Consider the following 17,065-nt stretch of genomic DNA (forward strand, 5'->3'; position numbering starts at 1 on the left):
GCCCGGTCATATCGGCACGGGTTCGGGCGCGAGCGGCGGCAGATCGATCGGCGGCGGCACCGGCACGTCCTTCGGCTCGACGACGTCCGGGCCGATGCCCGGATCGGGATCGACCGGGGTCGGCGGATCGTCGATCACCGGCGGGCCGGGATCGGTCGCCGGGGGACGCGGCCCCTGAGCGCTCGGGAACGGGGGGATCATCATGGCGAGCCTGCGGTCGTCGCGGGTCATGGCGGTCTCCTCTTTCGGAGACAACTCGTCGAGACGCCGTTCGGTTCCGAAATCGGCCGGCCGCCCGTTCAGATCAGCCCGCGCCGCACGGCGACCGCCACCGCGTGGGTCTTGTTGATGCAGCCGAGCCGGCGGATCGCGTCGCGCACGTAGCTCTCGACCGTGTCGACCGAAAGCCCGAGCAGGCGCGCCGTGTCGTGGGCGGTGCGCCCGGCCGCCGCCGATTTCAGCACCGCCACCTCGCGCGGCGGCACGGTGACCCCGCCGCCGTCGGCCTCCGCCAGGAGGACCGCGACCGAACGATGGAACTCCCAACCGAACATCTGCAGCCACGGCTGCAACAGCCGGCCGTGCTCGCGCCAGGTCTCCCCGTCCTCCGCCGAGGTCACTGTGAAGAGCCCGCGCATGAGACCCGGACCGAGGATCGGCACCGCCATGCCGCTGCGCGCCTCGCGGCCGACCGCCCCGAGGCGATCGAGCAACACGTCGAGCCGCGCGCCGTGCGAGTGCTCGTCCCAGAGCATCGGCTGGCGCGCCTCGCAGAGTTCGGCGAGTGGATCGTCGAAGGCGATCGCCTCGCCGCGGGTCAGAAGATCCTGCCCGTCGAGCCCCAGGGTGGTGATCTGGAGCAACCCGCCGTGCCCCTGCGGCTCCGGTCGCAACGAGAAATGCACGACCCGGTCGACCTCGCCGTCGTCGGTGAAGGCCCTGAGACGCTCGCCCACCTCGGCCCAGGACGTCGCCCGTCCCAGGCGAGCGGAGGCACCATGGCGCCACGCGCGAGCGAGGGGAGCCTTCTCGTTCATTCCGGCACTCCCCCCATGAGGCGCTCGAAACGGCGATCCGGAACCAGCCACATCGCCGCCACCCCGACGTAGAGCAGCATCGAGACCGGCTCGAACAGGAAGGCGAAGGGGATCGCCGTCAGATAGGCCACCACCGACAGCCGGCCCTTGCGATCGCGCCCGATCGCCTTGGCGAAGGTCGTCTCCGGCCCGTGCAGCCGTCTCAACGCCACCACCAGGATCGCATAGGCGACCGCCGCCGCGAACAGCACCCCGCCGTAGAAGGCGACGGGCACCGGCGCGAAATGGTTCTCGCCCATCCATCCGGTGACGAAGGGAAACAATGACAACCAGAAGAGGAGATGCAGGTTTGCCCACAACACCGCCCCGTCGACCCGATGGACCGCCTGGAGCATGTGATGGTGGTTGTTCCAGTAGATCCCGACATAGACGAAGGACAGCACATAGGACACGAACACCGGCCACAACCCCGCCACGGCGGCGAGATCGGTGCCGTGCGGCACCTTCATCTCCAGCACCATGATGGTGATGATGATCGCGAGCACGCCGTCGCTGAAGGCCTCGAGACGACCCTTGTGCATTCCACCCCCCATCCGTCGCGGCCGAGCCTGCCCCAACGCCATCGGCAATGCAACCTTGAAGCGATCACGGGTTGTTCACCCGGCGCCGGCTCACGGCACGAACACCATCGATCCCGTGGTGGCGCGCGCCTCGAGGGCGCGATGCGCCTCGGCCGCCTGCTCGAGCTTCCACACCTTCGACAGGGGGATCTCGACCGCGCCGGACCCGACCACCGAGAAGAGATCCGCCGCCGTCTCCTCGAGATCGGCCCGCGCCGCGACATAGGTGAAGAGCGTCGCCCGGGTCGCGAACAGCGAGCCGCGCGACGCCAGTTCCTGCATCGCGAAGGGCGGCACCGGCCCGGAGGCGTTGCCGAAGGAGACGAACATGCCGAGCGGCTTCAGACAGTCGAGAGACTTCGGGAACGTGTCCTTGCCGATCGAATCGTAGACCACGTCGACGCCCTTGCCGCCGGTGATCTCCTTCACCGCCGCGACGAAGTCGTCCTTGCGGTAGTCGATGACGTGGTCGTAGCCGCGCGTCCTCGCCAGCGCGACCTTCTCCGCGCCGCCGGCGGTGCCGATCACGGTGGCGCCGAGGTGTTTCGCCCACTGCCCGGCGATCTGGCCGACGCCACCCGCCGCCGCGTGGAAGAGCAGCGTCGTGCCCGGTCCGACCCGGAAGGTCCGCCGCAGCAGATAGCGCGCCGTCATGCCCTTCAGCATGGCGGCGGCGCCGATCTCGAAGGAGATCCCCTCCGGCAGCGCCACCAGCCGGTCGGCCGGCACCAGCCGTTCCTCGGCATAGGACCCGAGCGGCCCGACATAGGCGACCCGGTCGCCGACCGCGACGCTCGTCACCCCCTCGCCCACCGCCACCACGGTGCCGGCGCCCTCGTTGCCGGGCACGAAGGGCAGGCCCGCCGGCGCCCGATAGAGGCCGGAGCGGAAATAGCAGTCGATGAAATTGAGCCCGATCGCGCCGTGGCGCACCCGCGCCTCGCCCGGTCCCGGCTGCCCGACCTCGATCTCGTCGAGCCGAAGCACCTCGGGGCCGCCGGTCTCGTGCACGCGGATCGCCTTCACCATGGGATCGTCCCTTCCTTCGCCGAACGGATCGGCCGCCTCGCCTAGGGGGTGCACTATTTCCCTTGTCAGGGACCGGATCAAGCATGCTGGCCTCACGGGTCCCCACCGCCGTCGTCGCCGAGCCCGCCCTCGATGCACCCCGCCACCGAGCGTTTCGCCGATCTCTTCACCCCGAAGCCGATCACCGTCCTGCGCGAGGGTTACGACCGGCGCCGGTTGATGGACGACGTCGTCGCCGGCCTCACCGTCGCCATCGTCGCGCCGCCGCTCGCCATGGGCATCGCCATCGCCTCCGGCGTCGAGCCGGAACGCGGGCTCACCACCGCGATCGTCGCCGGGTCCATCATCTCCGCGCTCGGCGGCTCGCGCTTCCAGATCGGCGGCCCCACCGCCGCCTTCATCGTCGTGGTCTACCGGGTGGTCGAGACCCAGGGCTACGACGGTCTGGCGCTCGCCACCTTCCTCGCCGGCCTGATGCTGACCGCGCTCGGCTTCCTCCGGCTCGGCACCTGCGTCAAATACATCCCCCACCCCGTGACGATCGGCTTCACCGCCGACATCGGCATCACCATCTTCGTCTCCCAGCTCGCCGACCTCCTCGGCCTGAAGACGGGCAGGCTGCCGGGCGAGTTCGTCCACAAGATCGAGGCCCTGGCGGCGGCGCTGCCGACCTTCGATCCCTCGACGATCGCGATCGCGCTCCTCTCCTTCGGCGTCATCCTCGGCCTGCGCCGGTGGAAGCCGCGCCTGCCGGGCCTACTCTTCGCCGTGGTCGCGGCGGCGGCGGCGGTCGCGCTGTTGCAGCTCGACGTCGCCACCATCGGCTCGAAATACGGCGGCATCCCGCGCACGCCGCCGGCCCCGGCGCTGGCGATCCCGACCTGGGAGAAACTCGTCGCGATCCTGCCCGACGCGGTGACGATCACGCTGCACGCCGGCCTCGAGTCGCTCCTCTCCGCCGTCATCGCCGACGGCATGACCGGCCGCCGCCATCGCTCCAATCGCGAACTGGTGGCCCAAGGCATCGCCAACGTGGTCTCGCCGATCTTCGGCGGCCTGCCCGCCACCGGCGCCATTGCCCGCGCCGCCACCAACATCCGCTCCGGATCGAATGGGCCGGTCTCCGGCATCCTGCACGCGCGGTTCCTGGCCGCCTTCGTGATCGCCGCCGCCCCGCTCGCCGCCAGGGTGCCGCTCGCCTCGCTGGCGGTGAACCTCGCCATCGTCGCCTGGAACATGAGCGAGGTGCACGCCCTCTCCCACCTCCTCGGCCATGCCGGCTGGGGCGAACGGCTGGTTCTGGTGACGACTCTGCTCCTGACCGTCTTCGTCGACCTCACCGTCGCGATTCGGGTCGGCGTGGTGCTCTCGGCGATCCTGTTCATGCACGACATGGCCGAGGCGGTCGAGGTCGAGGCCCATGACGGCGGCACTCTGCCCGAGCGCGACCTGCTCGAGCGCGACCGGCCCGACGAGCCCGGGCCACGCCCCGCCTACGAACGCGCCCTCGACGAGGACGTGGTCGTCTGTCGCATCCACGGGCCGTGCTTCTTCGGCGCCGCCAACCGCCGGGCGCAGACGCTCGGCCGCATCGGCGACCGGCCGCGCGTCCTGGTGCTCGATTTCGACGGGGTTCCCTTGGTCGACACCACCGGCGCGACCGCGCTGAAGACGGTGATCGACGAGGCGAGCCGGCACGGTATACCGGCGTCATCCTCACCACGATGAGCCGCCCCCTGCGTCGCGCCATGGTGCGCTGCGGCATCAAGCGGCCGGAGGTCCCGGCGCCACCACCCCCTCGATCGAGGTCGCCCTGGAGCGCGCCCGGCGCGACACCCTCCTCGGCCGGGCGATCAACGCGCCCGCGACCCGCGCGCGCCGGCTGACGAGGGGCGTCGAGGCCCCGCCCCGGAAATCACGGCCCGGGGATCACTCCACCTTCGCCGCCTCGGCCGCCTGCCGGGAGCGCTCCTTGCGCTTCTTGGCGGTGATGTTGAGCGCCTCGACCGCGCCGGCGAAGCCCATCGCCGCGTAGATGTAGCCACGATCGATATGGACGCCCATGCCGTCGGCGACCAGCGCCACGCCGATCAGCAGAAGGAAGGCGAGCGCCAGAACCTTGGTGGTCGGATGCTCCGAGACGAAGTCGGAGACCGGCCCGGCCGCCACGTACATCACGCCGACGGCGATGATCACGGCCGCGATCATCACCTCGACCTGCTGGGCGAGGCCGACGGCGGTGATGATCGAATCGAGCGAGAACACGATGTCGATCAGGATGATCTGGCCGACCACCATCGAGAAGGCGTTCGAGGCCGTCCGCGCCATCTCCTCCGGCACGTGTTCCTCGATCTCCTCGTGGATGTGGTTGACCGCCTTGTAGATCAGGAAGGCGCCGCCGCCGATCAGGATCAGATCCTTCACCGACAGCGGATGGCCGAGAATCGTCGTGATCGGATCCTTCAGCGACACGATCCACGAGATCGCGAAGAGGAGCGCGATGCGGAAGAGGAGCGCCAGCCCCATGCCGAGCCGGCGCGCCCTCTGCGCCTGGGCCGGCGGCAGATGGCTGGTCGCCACCGACAGGAACACCACGTTGTCGATGCCGAGCACGATCTCGAGCGCGGTCAGGGTCACCAGCGACGCCCATATCGCGGGATCGGAGAGAAGCGCGACGAAATCCATGTCGTGTCCTTTCGGGAGATGGCCCGTTCGAAATTGCGATCAGAAGAAACGCGCCTCGAGGGCGGTGCCGGCGGGCGATCCCCACAGCAGAGCCGCGCCCCAGGCGATGAAGACGAGACCGATCACCCGGCTCACCCAGAACGAGGGTGAGAGCTTCTCGATGGTCATGATCGCCCCGAGGACGGCGATCCAGACGACGTTCATGACGCCCACCGCGAACATCACCACCATCAGCGCCCAACAGCAGCCCATGCAGTCGAGCCCCTGGGCGATGCCCTGACGGAAGACGCCGAGGACGCGGTTGGTCCAGCTGTCGGCGAAGAAGGGACGGGGCGTCCGGCAACGCGCCAGACACGTCCATTTGAGCGGCGAGAACTGATAGAGCCCGGCGGCGATCATCGTCGTCGCGGCCAGCACCTGACTCGCCGGCAGTCCGGCCGGCGTCAGGAGCCGCGCCTGGGTCAGGAGCCCCTGCGCCGCCGTCGCCACCACCGAGAAGGCGATCCAGACCGCGAGATAGCCGAGCGCCAGCGCCACCGGCGAGACGATCGTCTCGCCGCGGAGCTGCCGTTCGGCGCCGAGATCGGCATAGGCGCGGAAGACCGGCACCGCCGTCGGCACCATCATCGCCATCACCATCGCCACCCACATGGCGAAGACGATCGCCCAGTCGGAGAGGCTCCAGACCTCGCCGACCGGCCCGCACAGCACCGTCAGCGCCGCCCGCGTTTCCGCAGAGAGGCCGTCGAGCCCGTTGATGCGATTGAAGATGCCCATGCCCGGGCCGAGCGTCGCCATGTCGGTGCGGGCGACCATGCCGGCGATCATCGCCCCCATCCATGCCCATCCGAGCACGAAGGCGACCGCCACGAAGACCGCGACGGCGAGATGCGGCGAGAGAAGACGGCGCCTCCACGCGGAAGCCGTCGGCTCCCCCGCATCCCCGTCTCGATCTCCACCCTGGTCCGCGCCCGTCGTCGTCATCGCCCCTGGAGATGGTCGATCCGATGCCCGCGCGCAAGCCCCGCCGCGCGAGTTTCTCGCCTCCGCCGGCGATCAGCGCGGCAACGACCAATGCGTATGGACGATGCGCCACCCCGTCGCGCGCCGCCGCCACACCTCGCTCGCCTGCCACCGCGTCTCGCCGCCGCCCGCCGAACGCGACCGGAAGCCGTAGGAGAGCACCGCCGCCTCGCCGAAGGCGACGACGCGCGGCGCGATCATCTCGAAATCGTCCGCGAAGATCTTGCCTCGCAGCGCCTCGTAGTGGCGGGTGAGCGCGTCGAGCCCGTCGAGCCGATCGGCGACGAAGGGCTCGAAATAACCGACCTCCGTGTCGGAGATCTCGAGAAACCCCGAGGGGTCCCCCCGGCACCAGCGCTCGAGCGCCGCCCGTTCCAGCGCGACGATCGGATGCTCGCCCTCGCCGGGCCGTTCGCCCACGTCGCGGTGTCCGCCCTCGCCCCGGTCGCTCGCCGTCATCGATGCCTCTCCCGTGTTCCCGATCGAACATATAGAGAACACGACATGACGGCAAGCCGCGTTTCCGTTCCACGACGATCGCTCGACCGCGTCCACGGCTCTTCGGCGACCCGGAGAGGCCGTCTCCCGTCTCCCGTCGGGGAGCCTCTTCCTTCTCCCGTGAGGGGAGAAGGGAAGTACCCCCGGGCGCCTCGCTTCGCCTCCCCCCCCTCACAGGGCCGTCGTGGTTCGAGCGACCGCCCGGGTCTCCGTTCGGCGCCTCGCCTCCCGCCGCCGGCGCTGCTAAGAAGACATCGGCGTCCGCCCCGGGAGGCGCGCGCCGGGAGACCCGCCATGACCGAGCCCGCCGCCCTGCCCTCCTCGTTCGACGTCGCCGTGGTCGGTGCCGGACCGGCCGGCCTCGCAGCAGCGTTGCAGATCGCGCGATCCGGCTTCACGACCGCCCTGATCGCGCCGCCGACGAGGCCCGACGACGTCCGCACCACAGCGCTCCTCGGCGGCTCCGTGCCCTTCCTGAAGCAGCTCGGCGTCTACGAGGCGATCGAGGCGGCCGGCGCGCCGCTCGCCACCATGCGCCTCGTCGACGTGACGCGCCGCCTCGTCCGCGCGCCGGAAGCCAATTTCCATGCCCGCGAGATCGGCCTCGCCGCCTTCGGCATCAACATCGTAAACCGCGACCTGACCCGCATCCTCGACGAGGCCATCGCCGCCGAACCCGGCATCACCCGCATCGCCGAGCCGGTCGAGACCGTCGCTCCCCTCGCCGACCGCATCGACCTCGTCACCGCGAGCGGCGCCACCGTCTCCGCCCGTCTGGCGATCGCCGCCGACGGCAAGGGCTCGCGCCTGCGCGACGCCGCCGGCATCGACACCACCACCTGGGCCCATCCCCAGTCGGCGCTGGTGCTGAACCTCGCCCACGACGTGCCGCATCACGACGTCTCCACCGAGTTCCACACCCCGACCGGCCCCTATGTCCTGGTGCCGCTGCCGGGGAACCGCTCGTCGGTGGTGCTGATCGAGACGCCGGAGGAGGCCGAGCGCCTGCGCGCCCTCCCCGACGCCGATCTCGGCCTCGAACTGGAGCGCCGGGCCCATTCGCTGCTCGGTCGCATGACGGTGGAGCCGGGCCGGCAGGTGTGGCCGCTCTCCAGCCTGATCGCCAAATGCTACGGCCGCGCCCGCATCGCGCTGATCGGCGAGACCGCCCACACCTTCCCGCCGATCGGCGCGCAGGGCCTGAACCTGACGCTGCGCGACGTCGCCTCGCTCGCCGAGATCGTCACCGAGGCCCGCGGGCGCCACGACGACATCGGCGGCGCCGCGACACTGGCGAAATACGAGCGCGCCCGCCGGCTCGACGTCGAGACTCGCACGCGCGGGGTCGACCTCGCCAATCGCGCGCTCCTCTCCGACCTCCTGCCGGTCCAGGTGGCGCGCGCCTTCGGCTTTTTCCTCGCCGAACGGATCGGCCCCTTGCGCCGGCTGATCATGCGCGAGGGCCTGACCCCGAGCCTCGCCGCGCCCCGCCTGATGCGCGGGCTCGACCTCCCGCGCGGCTGATCAGGCGCCGAGATCGGCGAGGATCGCGGCGAGATCGCCCTCGCCGGGCGCCGCCACCACCGGCGCCGGGTCGCGGAACCCCGGCGCGATCGGCACGACACAGGCCGGAATCTCCCGCCCCGCCCCGAGATCGACCCGGCGATCGAAGAGCCCGCGCGCGACGAAATGCGGGTCGGCGAGCGCCTCCGAAAGGCTCGCCACCGGCATCACGCAGAAATCCGTCCCCGCCAGCACCGCGCCCCATTCGGCATGGGTCCGCGCCGCCACCGCCGCCGCCACCGCCGCGCGCGTCTCCGCCGGGGTGGCGTGATCGCGCCGCAGCGCCTTCGGCAGATCGATCAGATCGCAGAACGCCTGCCAGAACTTCTCTTCCAAGGCGCCGACCGCGAGCAGCCGGTCGTCGCCGGTGCGATAGAGCGAATAGCGCGGCAGCGAGCCGACGAAGACCGGCTCGCCCGGCGCCGGGAAGCGCCCCTCGACCGCCCCTTGCGCCTGGGCGAAGAAGGAGAAGGTGAACATCGCGTCGGTCATGGCGACGTCGATCGTCGTGCCGCGCCCGGTCTTCTCGCGCAGGAGGAGCGCCAGCAGAATGTTGATCACTGCCGGGAAACTCCCCCCGGCGATGTCGGCGGCGAGAAGCCCCGGCATCTGCGGTTCGCCCGGCGCGTTCCGCCCGATCGACAGCGACCCGGTCACCGCCTGATAGTCGAGGTCGTGGCCGGCGAGCGGCGCGAGCGGCCCGCTCTGGCCGAAGCCGCTGATCGAGCAATGGACGAGACGCGGATTGAGCGCGGCGAGCCGCTCGTAGCCGAAGCCGAGCCGCTCCATCACCCCGGGTCGAAACTGCTCGATCACCACGTCGGCGCGGGCGAGGAGCGGCGCCAGCCGATCGAAGGCGTCGGGCGCCTTGAGATCGATCGTCACGACCTCCTTGCCGCGATTGAGCATGCCCCACCAGGCCGAGACCGCCGCCACGCCCTCGCCCATCATCGGCCCGTGGCGACGCATGTCCTCGCCGCCCGGCCGCTCGATCTTGATCACCCGGGCGCCGGCCTCGGCCAGCATCAGACTGGCGAGGGGCCCCGGCAGCAGGGTCGAGAAGTCGACGACGACGACCCCGTCGAGCGGACGGGGGGCGGACGGGACGGGCATGGCGATTCCTCACGGTTCGTTGTTCTGAACCGCGAGCTTAAGGGGCGACGGCGAAGGTCGGCAACAGATCGTGGGTGATCAACCACAGGAAGCCGGTGACGGTCGCGACCGACACCAGCGTGCCGATCAGCACGATCGTCGAGGCCTGGGCGACATGGGTGTGATACTGCTGCGCCAGCACGTAGACGTTCAGCGCCGGCGGCAGACAGGCCATCATCAGCGCCGTCATCAACCACACCTTGTCGAAGCCGCCGATCCAGGTCAGCAGCGCGAAGACGAGAATGGGGTGGACGATCAGCTTGATCGCCAGCACCACCGGCACCTCGGCGGTGATCTTCTCGACCGGCCGGAGCCCGACCGTCACGCCCATGGCGAAGAGCGCGCAAGGCGCCGCCGCCTGCATCAGCGAGGTCAGCATCTTGTCGACCATCACCGGCGGATGGAACTGCACCGCCGCCGCCGCCACCCCGACGATCGTCGCCAGGATGAAGGGATGGAGGAAGATGCGCTTCAAGATGATGATCGCGGTCGAGGCGGGGCTCTGCCGCTCGCCCGAGAGCGCCATCAGGAGCGGCACCAGCGTGAAGAGGAGCGCGTTGTCGAAACAGAAGACCAGCGCCGTCGGCACCGTCGCCGCCGGCCCGAGGGTGGCGAGCGTCAGGCCCGGGCCCATGTAGCCGATGTTGGAATAGGCGCCGGCCACCGCCGTGATCGTCGCCGGGCGCAGGGACCCGTGATTGAAGATCAGGCCCGCCACCAGCGCGAGGGCGAACATCGCATAGGTGGAGAAGGTGGTGGTCGCCACATAGGCCCAATTGGTCAACTGCTCGATCGGCGTCTTCGACAGGAGCTGGAAGAACAGCGCCGGCAGCGAGACGTAGACGATGAAGAAGTTGAGCCACACCAGCCCCTCGGCCGGCAGCTTGCGCCATTTGCCGCAGGCCCAGCCGATGAAGATCAGCCCGAAGAACGGCAGCGCGAGGTTGAGAACCTGTTCCATGGGGCTCCGGGCGATGGACGGCGAGGCGAAAGGGCCCGGATCGCGCCCGGGAACGAGCCGCGACGATGGGGGGAAGGCCGCCGGCCTGTCAACGAAGGCGTACCTCGCGACCCATGCGTGGGGCGAGCATCAGACTTTCAGACACTTGTGCACCGCACCCCGGCGATCTACGAGCTTTCAACCGTTTTGCAATGCGCGCCGAGACCCGTTTCAGCCGGTTCGCCGCCCAGGAGGTTCCCATGACCACCAAGACCCCCAAGGCCTTCTTCAAGCCCCTCGCCATCGGCGCGCCGGAGCCCTTCCGCGAGCTGCCGGTGACGCTCGAGCGCATGATCCACTTCGTGCCGCCGCACATGGAGAAGGTCCGCGCCAAGGTGCCGGAACTCGCCGCCAAGGTCGACGTCGTGCTCGGCAATCTCGAGGACGCCATCCCGGCGGATCAGAAGATCAACGCCCGCAAGGGCTTCATCGAGATGGGCAAGGCGACCGACTTCGCGAGCCTCGGCACCGGCCTGTGGACCCGCATCAACTGCCTGAACTCCCCCTGGGTGCTCGACGACGTGACCGAGATCGTCGCAGAACTCGGCGACAAGCTCGACGTGATCATGCTGCCGAAGGTCGAGGGTCCCTGGGACATCCACTTCCTCGACCAGCTCCTCGCCCAACTCGAGGCGAAGCACGGCGTGACGAAGCCGATCCTCATCCACGCCATCCTCGAGACCGCCGAAGGCGTCAAGAACGTCGAGGCGATCGCCACCGCCTCCCCCCGCATGCACGGCATGAGCCTGGGCCCGGCCGATCTCGCCGCCTCGCGCGGCATGAAGACCACCCGCGTCGGCGGCGGTCATCCCGAGTATCAGGTGCTCCAGGACGCGAACGGTGACGCGCCCCGCACCCGCTTCCAGCAGGACCTCTGGCACTACACGGTCGCCAAGATGGTCGACGCCTGCCAGTCGGCCGGAATCAAGGCCTTCTACGGCCCCTTCGGCGACTTCGCCGACCTCGCCGCCTGCGAGGCACAGTTCCGCAACGCCTTCCTGATGGGCTGCCTCGGCGCCTGGTCGCTGCACCCGACCCAGATCGACATCGCCAAGCGCGTGTTCTCGCCCGATCCCGGTGAAGTGGCCTTCGCCAAGAAGATCCTCGACGCCATGCCCGACGGCACCGGCGCCGTCATGATCGACGGCAAGATGCAGGACGACGCCACCTGGAAACAGGCCAAGGTCATCGTCGACCTCGCCCGTCTGGTCGCCTCCAAGGACCCCGACCTCGCCGCCGCCTACGCGCTCTGACGATCGTATTTTTCGCGAGATGTGGCCCCGTTCGACCGCGAACGGGGCCACATCTTTACGATTTCAGAGAAAAAGACGTCGCGCGAACCGATTCGAGGCGTCGTTTTGCTGCATTGCGAACTTGACTCTCGCAGTGCCGTCGTGGTCGTCTCGGACCGATGGGTTGGGCCCGGTGGCGACTCTCTCGGGAGTTTCGCCGATGGTGTTGAGGAGTGGGGCGTTGACGCAAGAGTCGAGGATCCGCGCCGCCAGATACGGCATCGGTCAGGTCGTCCGCCACCGCGTCTATCCGTTCCGTGGCGTCGTCTTCGACGTCGATCCGGTCTTCTCCAACACCGAGGAATGGTGGGAGGCGATCCCCGAGGACGTCCGTCCGAACAAGGATCAGCCCTTCTACCATCTCTACGCCGAGAACGCGGAGAACGAATACGTCGCCTATGTCTCCGAGCAGAACCTGCTGCCCGACGACACCGGCGAACCGCTGCGCCATCCCCAGATCGAGGAAGCCTTCCTCGAGGCCGACGACGGCTCCCTGGTGGCGCGTCACCACGCGGTGAACTGACGAAACGGTCGCGCGCCACGAACGTCACCGAAGGCCCGGAGCGATCCCGGGCCTTTTTTCATGCGCGTCCGAGCGGACGTCGCGACGACGCCCGCGCCGTCACGGCGCGGGGGAGGCCGGGGCCGGCGCCTGAAGCGGCGGCACGTATTTGCCCTGCGCCAGCCGCATCACCGTTCCGGCGAGGAAGCCGGCGATGATCAGATTGGCGAGCACGAACAGGACCGGCGCCAGCATCGCCACGGTGCCCCCGGCGCCGCGCTCGACCATCCTGAGCGCGCCGAGCGGCAGCGCCGCGATGGCGAAGCTGTAGGCCCAATAGGGCGCGCCGAAGGGCTGTTCCCTGAGCCACGGGATCAGCCGCGCCAGGATCGCCGCCTGCAGCAGACCGTAGCCGAACAGCGCGAGCGCGACCGTGTCGGGCGCCCCGGAGGTCACCGACAGCCACGCGACCAACCCGACCGCCGGCGGCGCCATGTGGATACCGAGCGTGGCGCGGATCGGCAGGGGCAGCGGCGCCTGGGTCAGGAGGCGCGTCCACAGGAGCGCCTCGATGACGATCCACGAGAGCGCGCCGACGCCGAAGGCCATGGTCGCGGCATCGCCGACCCCGAGCGCGGCGAGCGACATCGCCGCGACGAAGGAGCCGCCGACGGTCGGCAGATAGAGCACCGGGGTCGTCGCCTCCACCGCCCGCCCGCCGGTCCAGAGCCGGCCGACGAACCACAGCGCGAAACCGATCTGGGCGAAGATCTCGACCCACAGGAGCCCGCGCGCGACGGCGCCGAGAAGCGGCATCGCCGCCAGCGCGGCGATCATGCCGGAGAGCGGCACCAGGGCGATGAAACCGCCGGCGATCGGGTTCTTCGCCTCGCCCACCGCAGCCGGCCGCGCGACGATCCACTTGGCCACGAACAGGATCAGAAGCCCCACCCAGACCGCGAAGGCGAGAAGCGCCAGCCCGTCGGCGATCGCCGACGGCCAGCCCCACAGCCGCGCCACCACCCGCCAGCCGTTGGAGAGCCCGCCGAGACCCAGCACCATGCCGAAGAAGGCGGCGGGGATCCGGGCGACGAAGGGGGCGGAGGGTGCTGCGGACGGCGCCTTGTCGGACATCGCGAACCTCGACTGACGAAACATATTCGAAGGACCTGATATCAGATCCCTCGCGTCGAGGGGAGCGTCCCGCGCGTCGCGGCACGCATCGAGCGAGGCGCCCCGAGACGCGTCAGCGCACCCGCACCGGCGGCAGTGTGTCGGGCTCGCGCGCCCCGGCGCCACCCTCGTCGTCGCGGTCGTCGCCGTCCCGCTCCGATGTCGCCGGGCGGCCGGTCTTGCGGCCGAGATCGACCAGGAAATCGTCGGCGAGGCTGCGATAGAGCGGCTCCGGCGCCACCATGCGCGACAGACCGAAGCCGAGCATGGCGGCGATCATCAGCGGGATGACGTTGCCGTGGTTGTCGGTCATCTCCATGATGATGACGAAGGCGGTCATCGGCGACTGCACCACGCCGGCGAAATAGGCGGCCATGCCCAGCACCGCGACGAGCCCGGCCTGGTCGCTGTGGAAGATCCAGCCGATCCAGCTGCCGAGCCCCGCCCCGACCGAAAGCGACGGCGCGAAGATGCCGCCGGGAATGCCCGACACGGCGGAGGCGAGCGTCGAGACGAATTTGCCGATCCAGAACAGTGGCGCCGCCTCGCCGCCCTCGATCACGCCGCGCGCCTGCTCGTAGCCGGTGCCGAAGGTGACGCCGCCGCTGGCGACGCCGATCACCGCGACGGTCAAGCCGCAGATCAGCGCCACGACGACCTCGCGCCTGAGACCGACCGGGGCGCACCACCGCCGGATCCAGCGCGAGCCCGTGAGCATCCAGCGCGAGAAGAGCCCGCCGACGATGCCGCCGACGATGCCGCACACCGCCACCATCAGCCAGTCGTGGACCGTGGCGACCCGCCCCTCGGCCGAGCCGAAATAAGTGTAGTCGCCGAGCAGCGCCATCGAGGCGAGGCCGGCGATGATCACCGTGTAGAGCACCAGACCGTTGGTGCGTTGCTCGAAGGCGCGGCTCATCTCCTCGATGGCGAAGACGATCCCGGCGAGCGGCGTGTTGAAGGCGCCGGCGATCCCGGCGGCCGAGCCGGCGAGGATCAGCGCCTTCTCGCGCTGCACCCCGCCCCAGATGCCGAATTGCAGCATCACGCCGGCGCCGATCTGCACCGTCGGTCCCTCGCGGCCGATCGAGGCCCCGCTCGCCAGTCCCAGGGTGGTGAAGGCGATCTTCGCCAGGATCACCCGGGGCGACAGCAACGTCAGCCGATCGTCGGTCGACTTGAGATCGCGCGCGGCGATCGCCTGGGGAATGCCGCTGCCGGCCGCCGCCGGCGCCTGGGCGCGCGTGCCCCAGCGGATCGCCGCGAAGCCGAGCGGCGTCACCAGGAGCGGCAGCCACCAGATCTTCGCTTCCTCGAACAGGAACAGATTCTGCCCGGCATTGGAGAGCATCGCGAAGCCGACGCTCGCCAGCCCGACGAAGAGCGCGCCCAACCAGAAGACCAGCCGGCGCTGCCACATCAGCTTGGACAAGAAACGAGCCGACAGCCGGCGACGATTGATCTTCGGGTCTCTCATGGGCTCGCGGCGTCTTCCGGTGACGAAGCGACGGAGACACGCGTCTCGGCGGCGGGACTGCGGCTCGGTCGGAAAGGGGAGAGAACGGACGAAGTCACGACCATAACAGGATCGACCTCGCGTTGAACCCCAAAACGCGTGCCGCTCCTCCGCCCCGTGTCGCACGCGGCGCCCGACCCGCGCGCGCCGCGCGCGGTTGCCCCTGCCCTCACCGGAAGGTGCGCAGGTAGTACCCCTCGAAGATCCGCTTCAGCCAATGGAACACGATCGACTTCGGCCCGACGAAATTGAACGTCTCGTTGCGGAACACCACCATGCCGGCGTCGAGCGTGTCGACGATGCAGATCAGTTCCGGCTTGAAGTCGACGCTCGGCGCCCGTCCCGCGAGCGTCGCCACCACGTTGACGGCCGCTGCCTTGGCCTGGAGATCGGCCTGATGGGCCTGTTTCGGCATCCAGTCCGGTCCGGGGAAGGAGCCGGCGTCGCCGACCACCCAGACGCCCGGCCGTCCCTCGACCCGGCACTTCGTATCCGCGACGATCATCCCGCCGGGCGACAGCGGCAGATCGGCGTTCGAAAGCCACGCCGGGCCGGTCAGCCCGGGCATGAAGAGGATCAGATCGGCCGCGATCTCGCCGCCCTCGGTGACGACCTTGTTCGCCTCGAGCCGCACCATCTTGTGGCCGAGATGGGTGCGGATGCCGCGCTTGGCCATTTCCGCCAGGAGCCCGTCGACCGCCTTCGGCCCGAGTCGCTGCCCCGGCCGCGTCGCCGGATTGAAGAAGACGATCTCGAATTTGTCGCGCCGCCCCTGCTTCCTGAGCACAGTCTCGATGATGAACAGGAATTCGAACATCGGGCCGCCACGCATGGCGCCCTGCTCGTTGGGATTGGTGGCGAAGCCGACGGCGATGGTGCCGCCCGAGAGCGCGTCGAGCCGGCGCTCGATCTCCTCGCCGACTGCGATCCCTTCACACGGGATCAACGCGTGTTCGATGCCCGGCAGCTTGCGGATGAAGCGGCCGCCGGTGGCGATCACCAACTGGTCGTTGGCGTGAGAGCCCGCGTCGGTCAGCACCGTCCGCCCGCCGTCGGCGAGCCCGGTCACCGAGGCCTGGACGTAGGTCACCTTCTGCTCGCGAAAGAAATGGGCGAGCGGGATCTTCAGATCCTCGCCCTTCCTGAGATGCGTCGGGATCCAGATCGTGCTCGGCAGATAGTGCAGGTGATCGCGCGGCGAGATCACCGTGATCTCCCCGGCATGCCCGGCGCGCCGCAATTGGCGCACCGTGCTCAGAGCGCCGAAACCCGACCCCAGAACCGTGACGTTGCTCAAATCCGCTCTCCTCCCTCGCCGTCGCGATGATGGTCGCCGGCCCAATGGCGCAGCGCCGGCAGATGACGCTCTCGCGCCGCCTCGACGATCCGCGCGAACACTCGCTCCACGTCCGGATAGCCCGCCACCAGCGGCAGCAGGACCCGCTCGAAGATGCGGATACGGTCCTCCTTGGCCGTGACCGCCTCGAGGCAGGCCGCCCCGAGAGTCGCCGGCACCGTGTGGTCGATCGTCGCGCCCTCGGGCGACGGCGCCTCCGGCACCGCCAGTCCCCGCCGCCGCAACAAGGCCTCGAGCGCCGCCGCGTGGCGCGCCTCCGCCTCCACCGTCAGCCGGAACGGCATCGCGCCCGGAAACCGCGCCAGCACCGCGGCATGGAATTCATGGGACTGCCGCTCGCGCTCGAGCGCCGTCGCCACCGCCGCCAGCGCCTCCGACGTCAGCGGCTTCGGCCGGCTCGGCGTCGAGATCGCGCATCCGATTCGCCGTCGGCGACGATCCGCCCCCGACGACGCGCGGGTCCAGGTCTCCTCCCCGTCGGCGATCTCGTGCGATCGACCCGTCATCTCGCTCACTCCCGGCTCGCGAGGACGGCACGCGGCCGTCTCCCCACGATCGAGAGATACGCGCATGAAGTTATATGGTCAATGTATGTTTGGTCGCAGATGGGGTGGAAGC

At 69.8% G+C, this 17,065-nt stretch carries 17 protein-coding genes; 4 read left to right on the plus strand and 13 right to left on the minus strand.

What is annotated here, in order from left to right:
• Positions 1-6: 6 nt before the first annotated feature.
• The 4 genes from J3S89_RS17870 to J3S89_RS17885 form a co-directional block, all read right to left on the minus strand.
• Positions 7-231, minus strand: a complete 225-nt coding sequence (locus J3S89_RS17870; RefSeq protein ID WP_217929234.1) for a hypothetical protein — start codon at positions 229-231, stop codon at positions 7-9.
• A gap of 68 nt (positions 232-299) precedes the next feature.
• Positions 300-1,037: a helix-turn-helix transcriptional regulator gene (locus J3S89_RS17875; protein WP_217929235.1), complete on the minus strand. Its 738-nt coding sequence runs from the start codon at positions 1,035-1,037 to the stop codon at positions 300-302.
• The gene (locus J3S89_RS17880) at positions 1,034-1,618 is read right to left on the minus strand and encodes a TMEM175 family protein (RefSeq protein ID WP_217929236.1); all 585 of its coding nucleotides are present in this window, start codon (positions 1,616-1,618) and stop codon (positions 1,034-1,036) included. The genes J3S89_RS17875 and J3S89_RS17880 overlap by 4 nt, the downstream gene beginning before the upstream one ends.
• A gap of 90 nt (positions 1,619-1,708) precedes the next feature.
• The gene (locus tag J3S89_RS17885; protein WP_217929237.1) at positions 1,709-2,686 is read right to left on the minus strand and encodes a quinone oxidoreductase family protein; all 978 of its coding nucleotides are present in this window, start codon (positions 2,684-2,686) and stop codon (positions 1,709-1,711) included.
• Between the two features lie 132 nt (positions 2,687-2,818).
• Between J3S89_RS17885 and J3S89_RS17890 the strand changes: the two genes are divergently transcribed.
• A complete protein-coding gene (locus J3S89_RS17890; RefSeq protein WP_217929238.1) occupies positions 2,819-4,414 on the plus strand; it encodes a SulP family inorganic anion transporter in 1,596 nt (531 codons plus the stop codon).
• Between the two features lie 201 nt (positions 4,415-4,615).
• On the opposite strand, the gene J3S89_RS17895 is transcribed toward J3S89_RS17890, so the two are convergent.
• The 3 genes from J3S89_RS17895 to J3S89_RS17905 form a co-directional block, all read right to left on the minus strand.
• Positions 4,616-5,371, minus strand: coding sequence for a TerC family protein (locus J3S89_RS17895; RefSeq protein WP_217929240.1), 756 nt, complete (start codon positions 5,369-5,371; stop codon positions 4,616-4,618).
• A gap of 39 nt (positions 5,372-5,410) precedes the next feature.
• Complete coding sequence (locus J3S89_RS17900) at positions 5,411-6,241, minus strand: DUF2182 domain-containing protein (RefSeq protein WP_217929242.1); 831 nt, start codon at positions 6,239-6,241, stop codon at positions 5,411-5,413.
• A gap of 186 nt (positions 6,242-6,427) precedes the next feature.
• Complete coding sequence (locus J3S89_RS17905) at positions 6,428-6,853, minus strand: YybH family protein (protein WP_217929244.1); 426 nt, start codon at positions 6,851-6,853, stop codon at positions 6,428-6,430.
• A 333-nt stretch (positions 6,854-7,186) separates the two neighbouring features.
• Here J3S89_RS17905 and J3S89_RS17910 point away from each other — a divergent pair, with 333 nt between their 5' ends.
• A complete protein-coding gene (locus tag J3S89_RS17910) occupies positions 7,187-8,416 on the plus strand; it encodes a UbiH/UbiF family hydroxylase (protein ID WP_217929246.1) in 1,230 nt (409 codons plus the stop codon).
• Here the strand turns inward: J3S89_RS17910 and J3S89_RS17915 are convergent, their stop codons facing one another.
• Positions 8,417-9,568 carry a CaiB/BaiF CoA transferase family protein gene (locus J3S89_RS17915; protein ID WP_217929248.1) on the minus strand — a complete coding sequence of 384 codons (1,152 nt, stop codon included), beginning with the start codon at positions 9,566-9,568 and terminating at the stop codon, positions 8,417-8,419.
• A 37-nt stretch (positions 9,569-9,605) separates the two neighbouring features.
• Positions 9,606-10,568, minus strand: a complete 963-nt coding sequence (locus J3S89_RS17920) for an AEC family transporter (protein ID WP_217929250.1) — start codon at positions 10,566-10,568, stop codon at positions 9,606-9,608.
• 239 nt (positions 10,569-10,807) lie between these two features.
• Here J3S89_RS17920 and J3S89_RS17925 point away from each other — a divergent pair, with 239 nt between their 5' ends.
• Positions 10,808-11,860 carry an HpcH/HpaI aldolase/citrate lyase family protein gene (locus tag J3S89_RS17925; RefSeq protein ID WP_217929251.1) on the plus strand — a complete coding sequence of 351 codons (1,053 nt, stop codon included), beginning with the start codon at positions 10,808-10,810 and terminating at the stop codon, positions 11,858-11,860.
• Positions 11,861-12,059: 199 nt separating this feature from the next.
• Positions 12,060-12,422, plus strand: coding sequence for a heat shock protein HspQ (gene hspQ, locus J3S89_RS17930; RefSeq protein ID WP_217929252.1), 363 nt, complete (start codon positions 12,060-12,062; stop codon positions 12,420-12,422).
• Between the two features lie 99 nt (positions 12,423-12,521).
• Here the strand turns inward: hspQ and J3S89_RS17935 are convergent, their stop codons facing one another.
• The 4 genes from J3S89_RS17935 to J3S89_RS17950 all read right to left on the minus strand — a co-directional run bounded on the left by J3S89_RS17935 (position 12,522) and on the right by J3S89_RS17950 (position 16,953).
• Complete coding sequence (locus tag J3S89_RS17935) at positions 12,522-13,535, minus strand: SLAC1 family transporter (RefSeq protein WP_217929253.1); 1,014 nt, start codon at positions 13,533-13,535, stop codon at positions 12,522-12,524.
• Positions 13,536-13,647: 112 nt separating this feature from the next.
• Positions 13,648-15,051, minus strand: coding sequence for a chloride channel protein (locus tag J3S89_RS17940; RefSeq protein ID WP_217929254.1), 1,404 nt, complete (start codon positions 15,049-15,051; stop codon positions 13,648-13,650).
• A gap of 208 nt (positions 15,052-15,259) precedes the next feature.
• Positions 15,260-16,387: an NAD(P)/FAD-dependent oxidoreductase gene (locus J3S89_RS17945; protein ID WP_217929255.1), complete on the minus strand. Its 1,128-nt coding sequence runs from the start codon at positions 16,385-16,387 to the stop codon at positions 15,260-15,262.
• Complete coding sequence (locus tag J3S89_RS17950; RefSeq protein WP_217929256.1) at positions 16,384-16,953, minus strand: ferritin family protein; 570 nt, start codon at positions 16,951-16,953, stop codon at positions 16,384-16,386. Before J3S89_RS17950 ends, J3S89_RS17945 begins: the two co-directional genes overlap by 4 nt.
• Positions 16,954-17,065 lie beyond the last annotated feature (112 nt).

Source organism: Pinisolibacter aquiterrae (assembly GCF_019160155.1).
In the GTDB taxonomy this organism is placed as follows: domain Bacteria; phylum Pseudomonadota; class Alphaproteobacteria; order Rhizobiales; family Ancalomicrobiaceae; genus Pinisolibacter; species Pinisolibacter aquiterrae.

Excerpts from the sequence above, each read along its gene's own strand:
- J3S89_RS17895 (WP_217929240.1), bottom strand. The coding sequence starts at position 5,371 with ATGGATTTCGTCGCGCTTCTCTCCGATCCCGCGATATGGGCGTCGCTG.
- J3S89_RS17875 (WP_217929235.1), bottom strand. The coding sequence starts at position 1,037 with ATGAACGAGAAGGCTCCCCTCGCTCGCGCGTGGCGCCATGGTGCCTCC.
- J3S89_RS17935 (WP_217929253.1), bottom strand. The coding sequence starts at position 13,535 with ATGTCCGACAAGGCGCCGTCCGCAGCACCCTCCGCCCCCTTCGTCGCC.
- J3S89_RS17880 (WP_217929236.1), bottom strand. The coding sequence starts at position 1,618 with ATGCACAAGGGTCGTCTCGAGGCCTTCAGCGACGGCGTGCTCGCGATC.
- J3S89_RS17950 (WP_217929256.1), bottom strand. The coding sequence starts at position 16,953 with ATGACGGGTCGATCGCACGAGATCGCCGACGGGGAGGAGACCTGGACC.
- J3S89_RS17890 (WP_217929238.1), top strand. The coding sequence starts at position 2,819 with ATGCACCCCGCCACCGAGCGTTTCGCCGATCTCTTCACCCCGAAGCCG.
- J3S89_RS17870 (WP_217929234.1), bottom strand. The coding sequence starts at position 231 with ATGACCCGCGACGACCGCAGGCTCGCCATGATGATCCCCCCGTTCCCG.
- J3S89_RS17905 (WP_217929244.1), bottom strand. The coding sequence starts at position 6,853 with ATGACGGCGAGCGACCGGGGCGAGGGCGGACACCGCGACGTGGGCGAA.
- J3S89_RS17925 (WP_217929251.1), top strand. The coding sequence starts at position 10,808 with ATGACCACCAAGACCCCCAAGGCCTTCTTCAAGCCCCTCGCCATCGGC.
- J3S89_RS17940 (WP_217929254.1), bottom strand. The coding sequence starts at position 15,051 with ATGAGAGACCCGAAGATCAATCGTCGCCGGCTGTCGGCTCGTTTCTTG.
- J3S89_RS17920 (WP_217929250.1), bottom strand. The coding sequence starts at position 10,568 with ATGGAACAGGTTCTCAACCTCGCGCTGCCGTTCTTCGGGCTGATCTTC.
- J3S89_RS17885 (WP_217929237.1), bottom strand. The coding sequence starts at position 2,686 with ATGGTGAAGGCGATCCGCGTGCACGAGACCGGCGGCCCCGAGGTGCTT.
- hspQ (WP_217929252.1), top strand. The coding sequence starts at position 12,060 with ATGGTGTTGAGGAGTGGGGCGTTGACGCAAGAGTCGAGGATCCGCGCC.
- J3S89_RS17915 (WP_217929248.1), bottom strand. The coding sequence starts at position 9,568 with ATGCCCGTCCCGTCCGCCCCCCGTCCGCTCGACGGGGTCGTCGTCGTC.
- J3S89_RS17910 (WP_217929246.1), top strand. The coding sequence starts at position 7,187 with ATGACCGAGCCCGCCGCCCTGCCCTCCTCGTTCGACGTCGCCGTGGTC.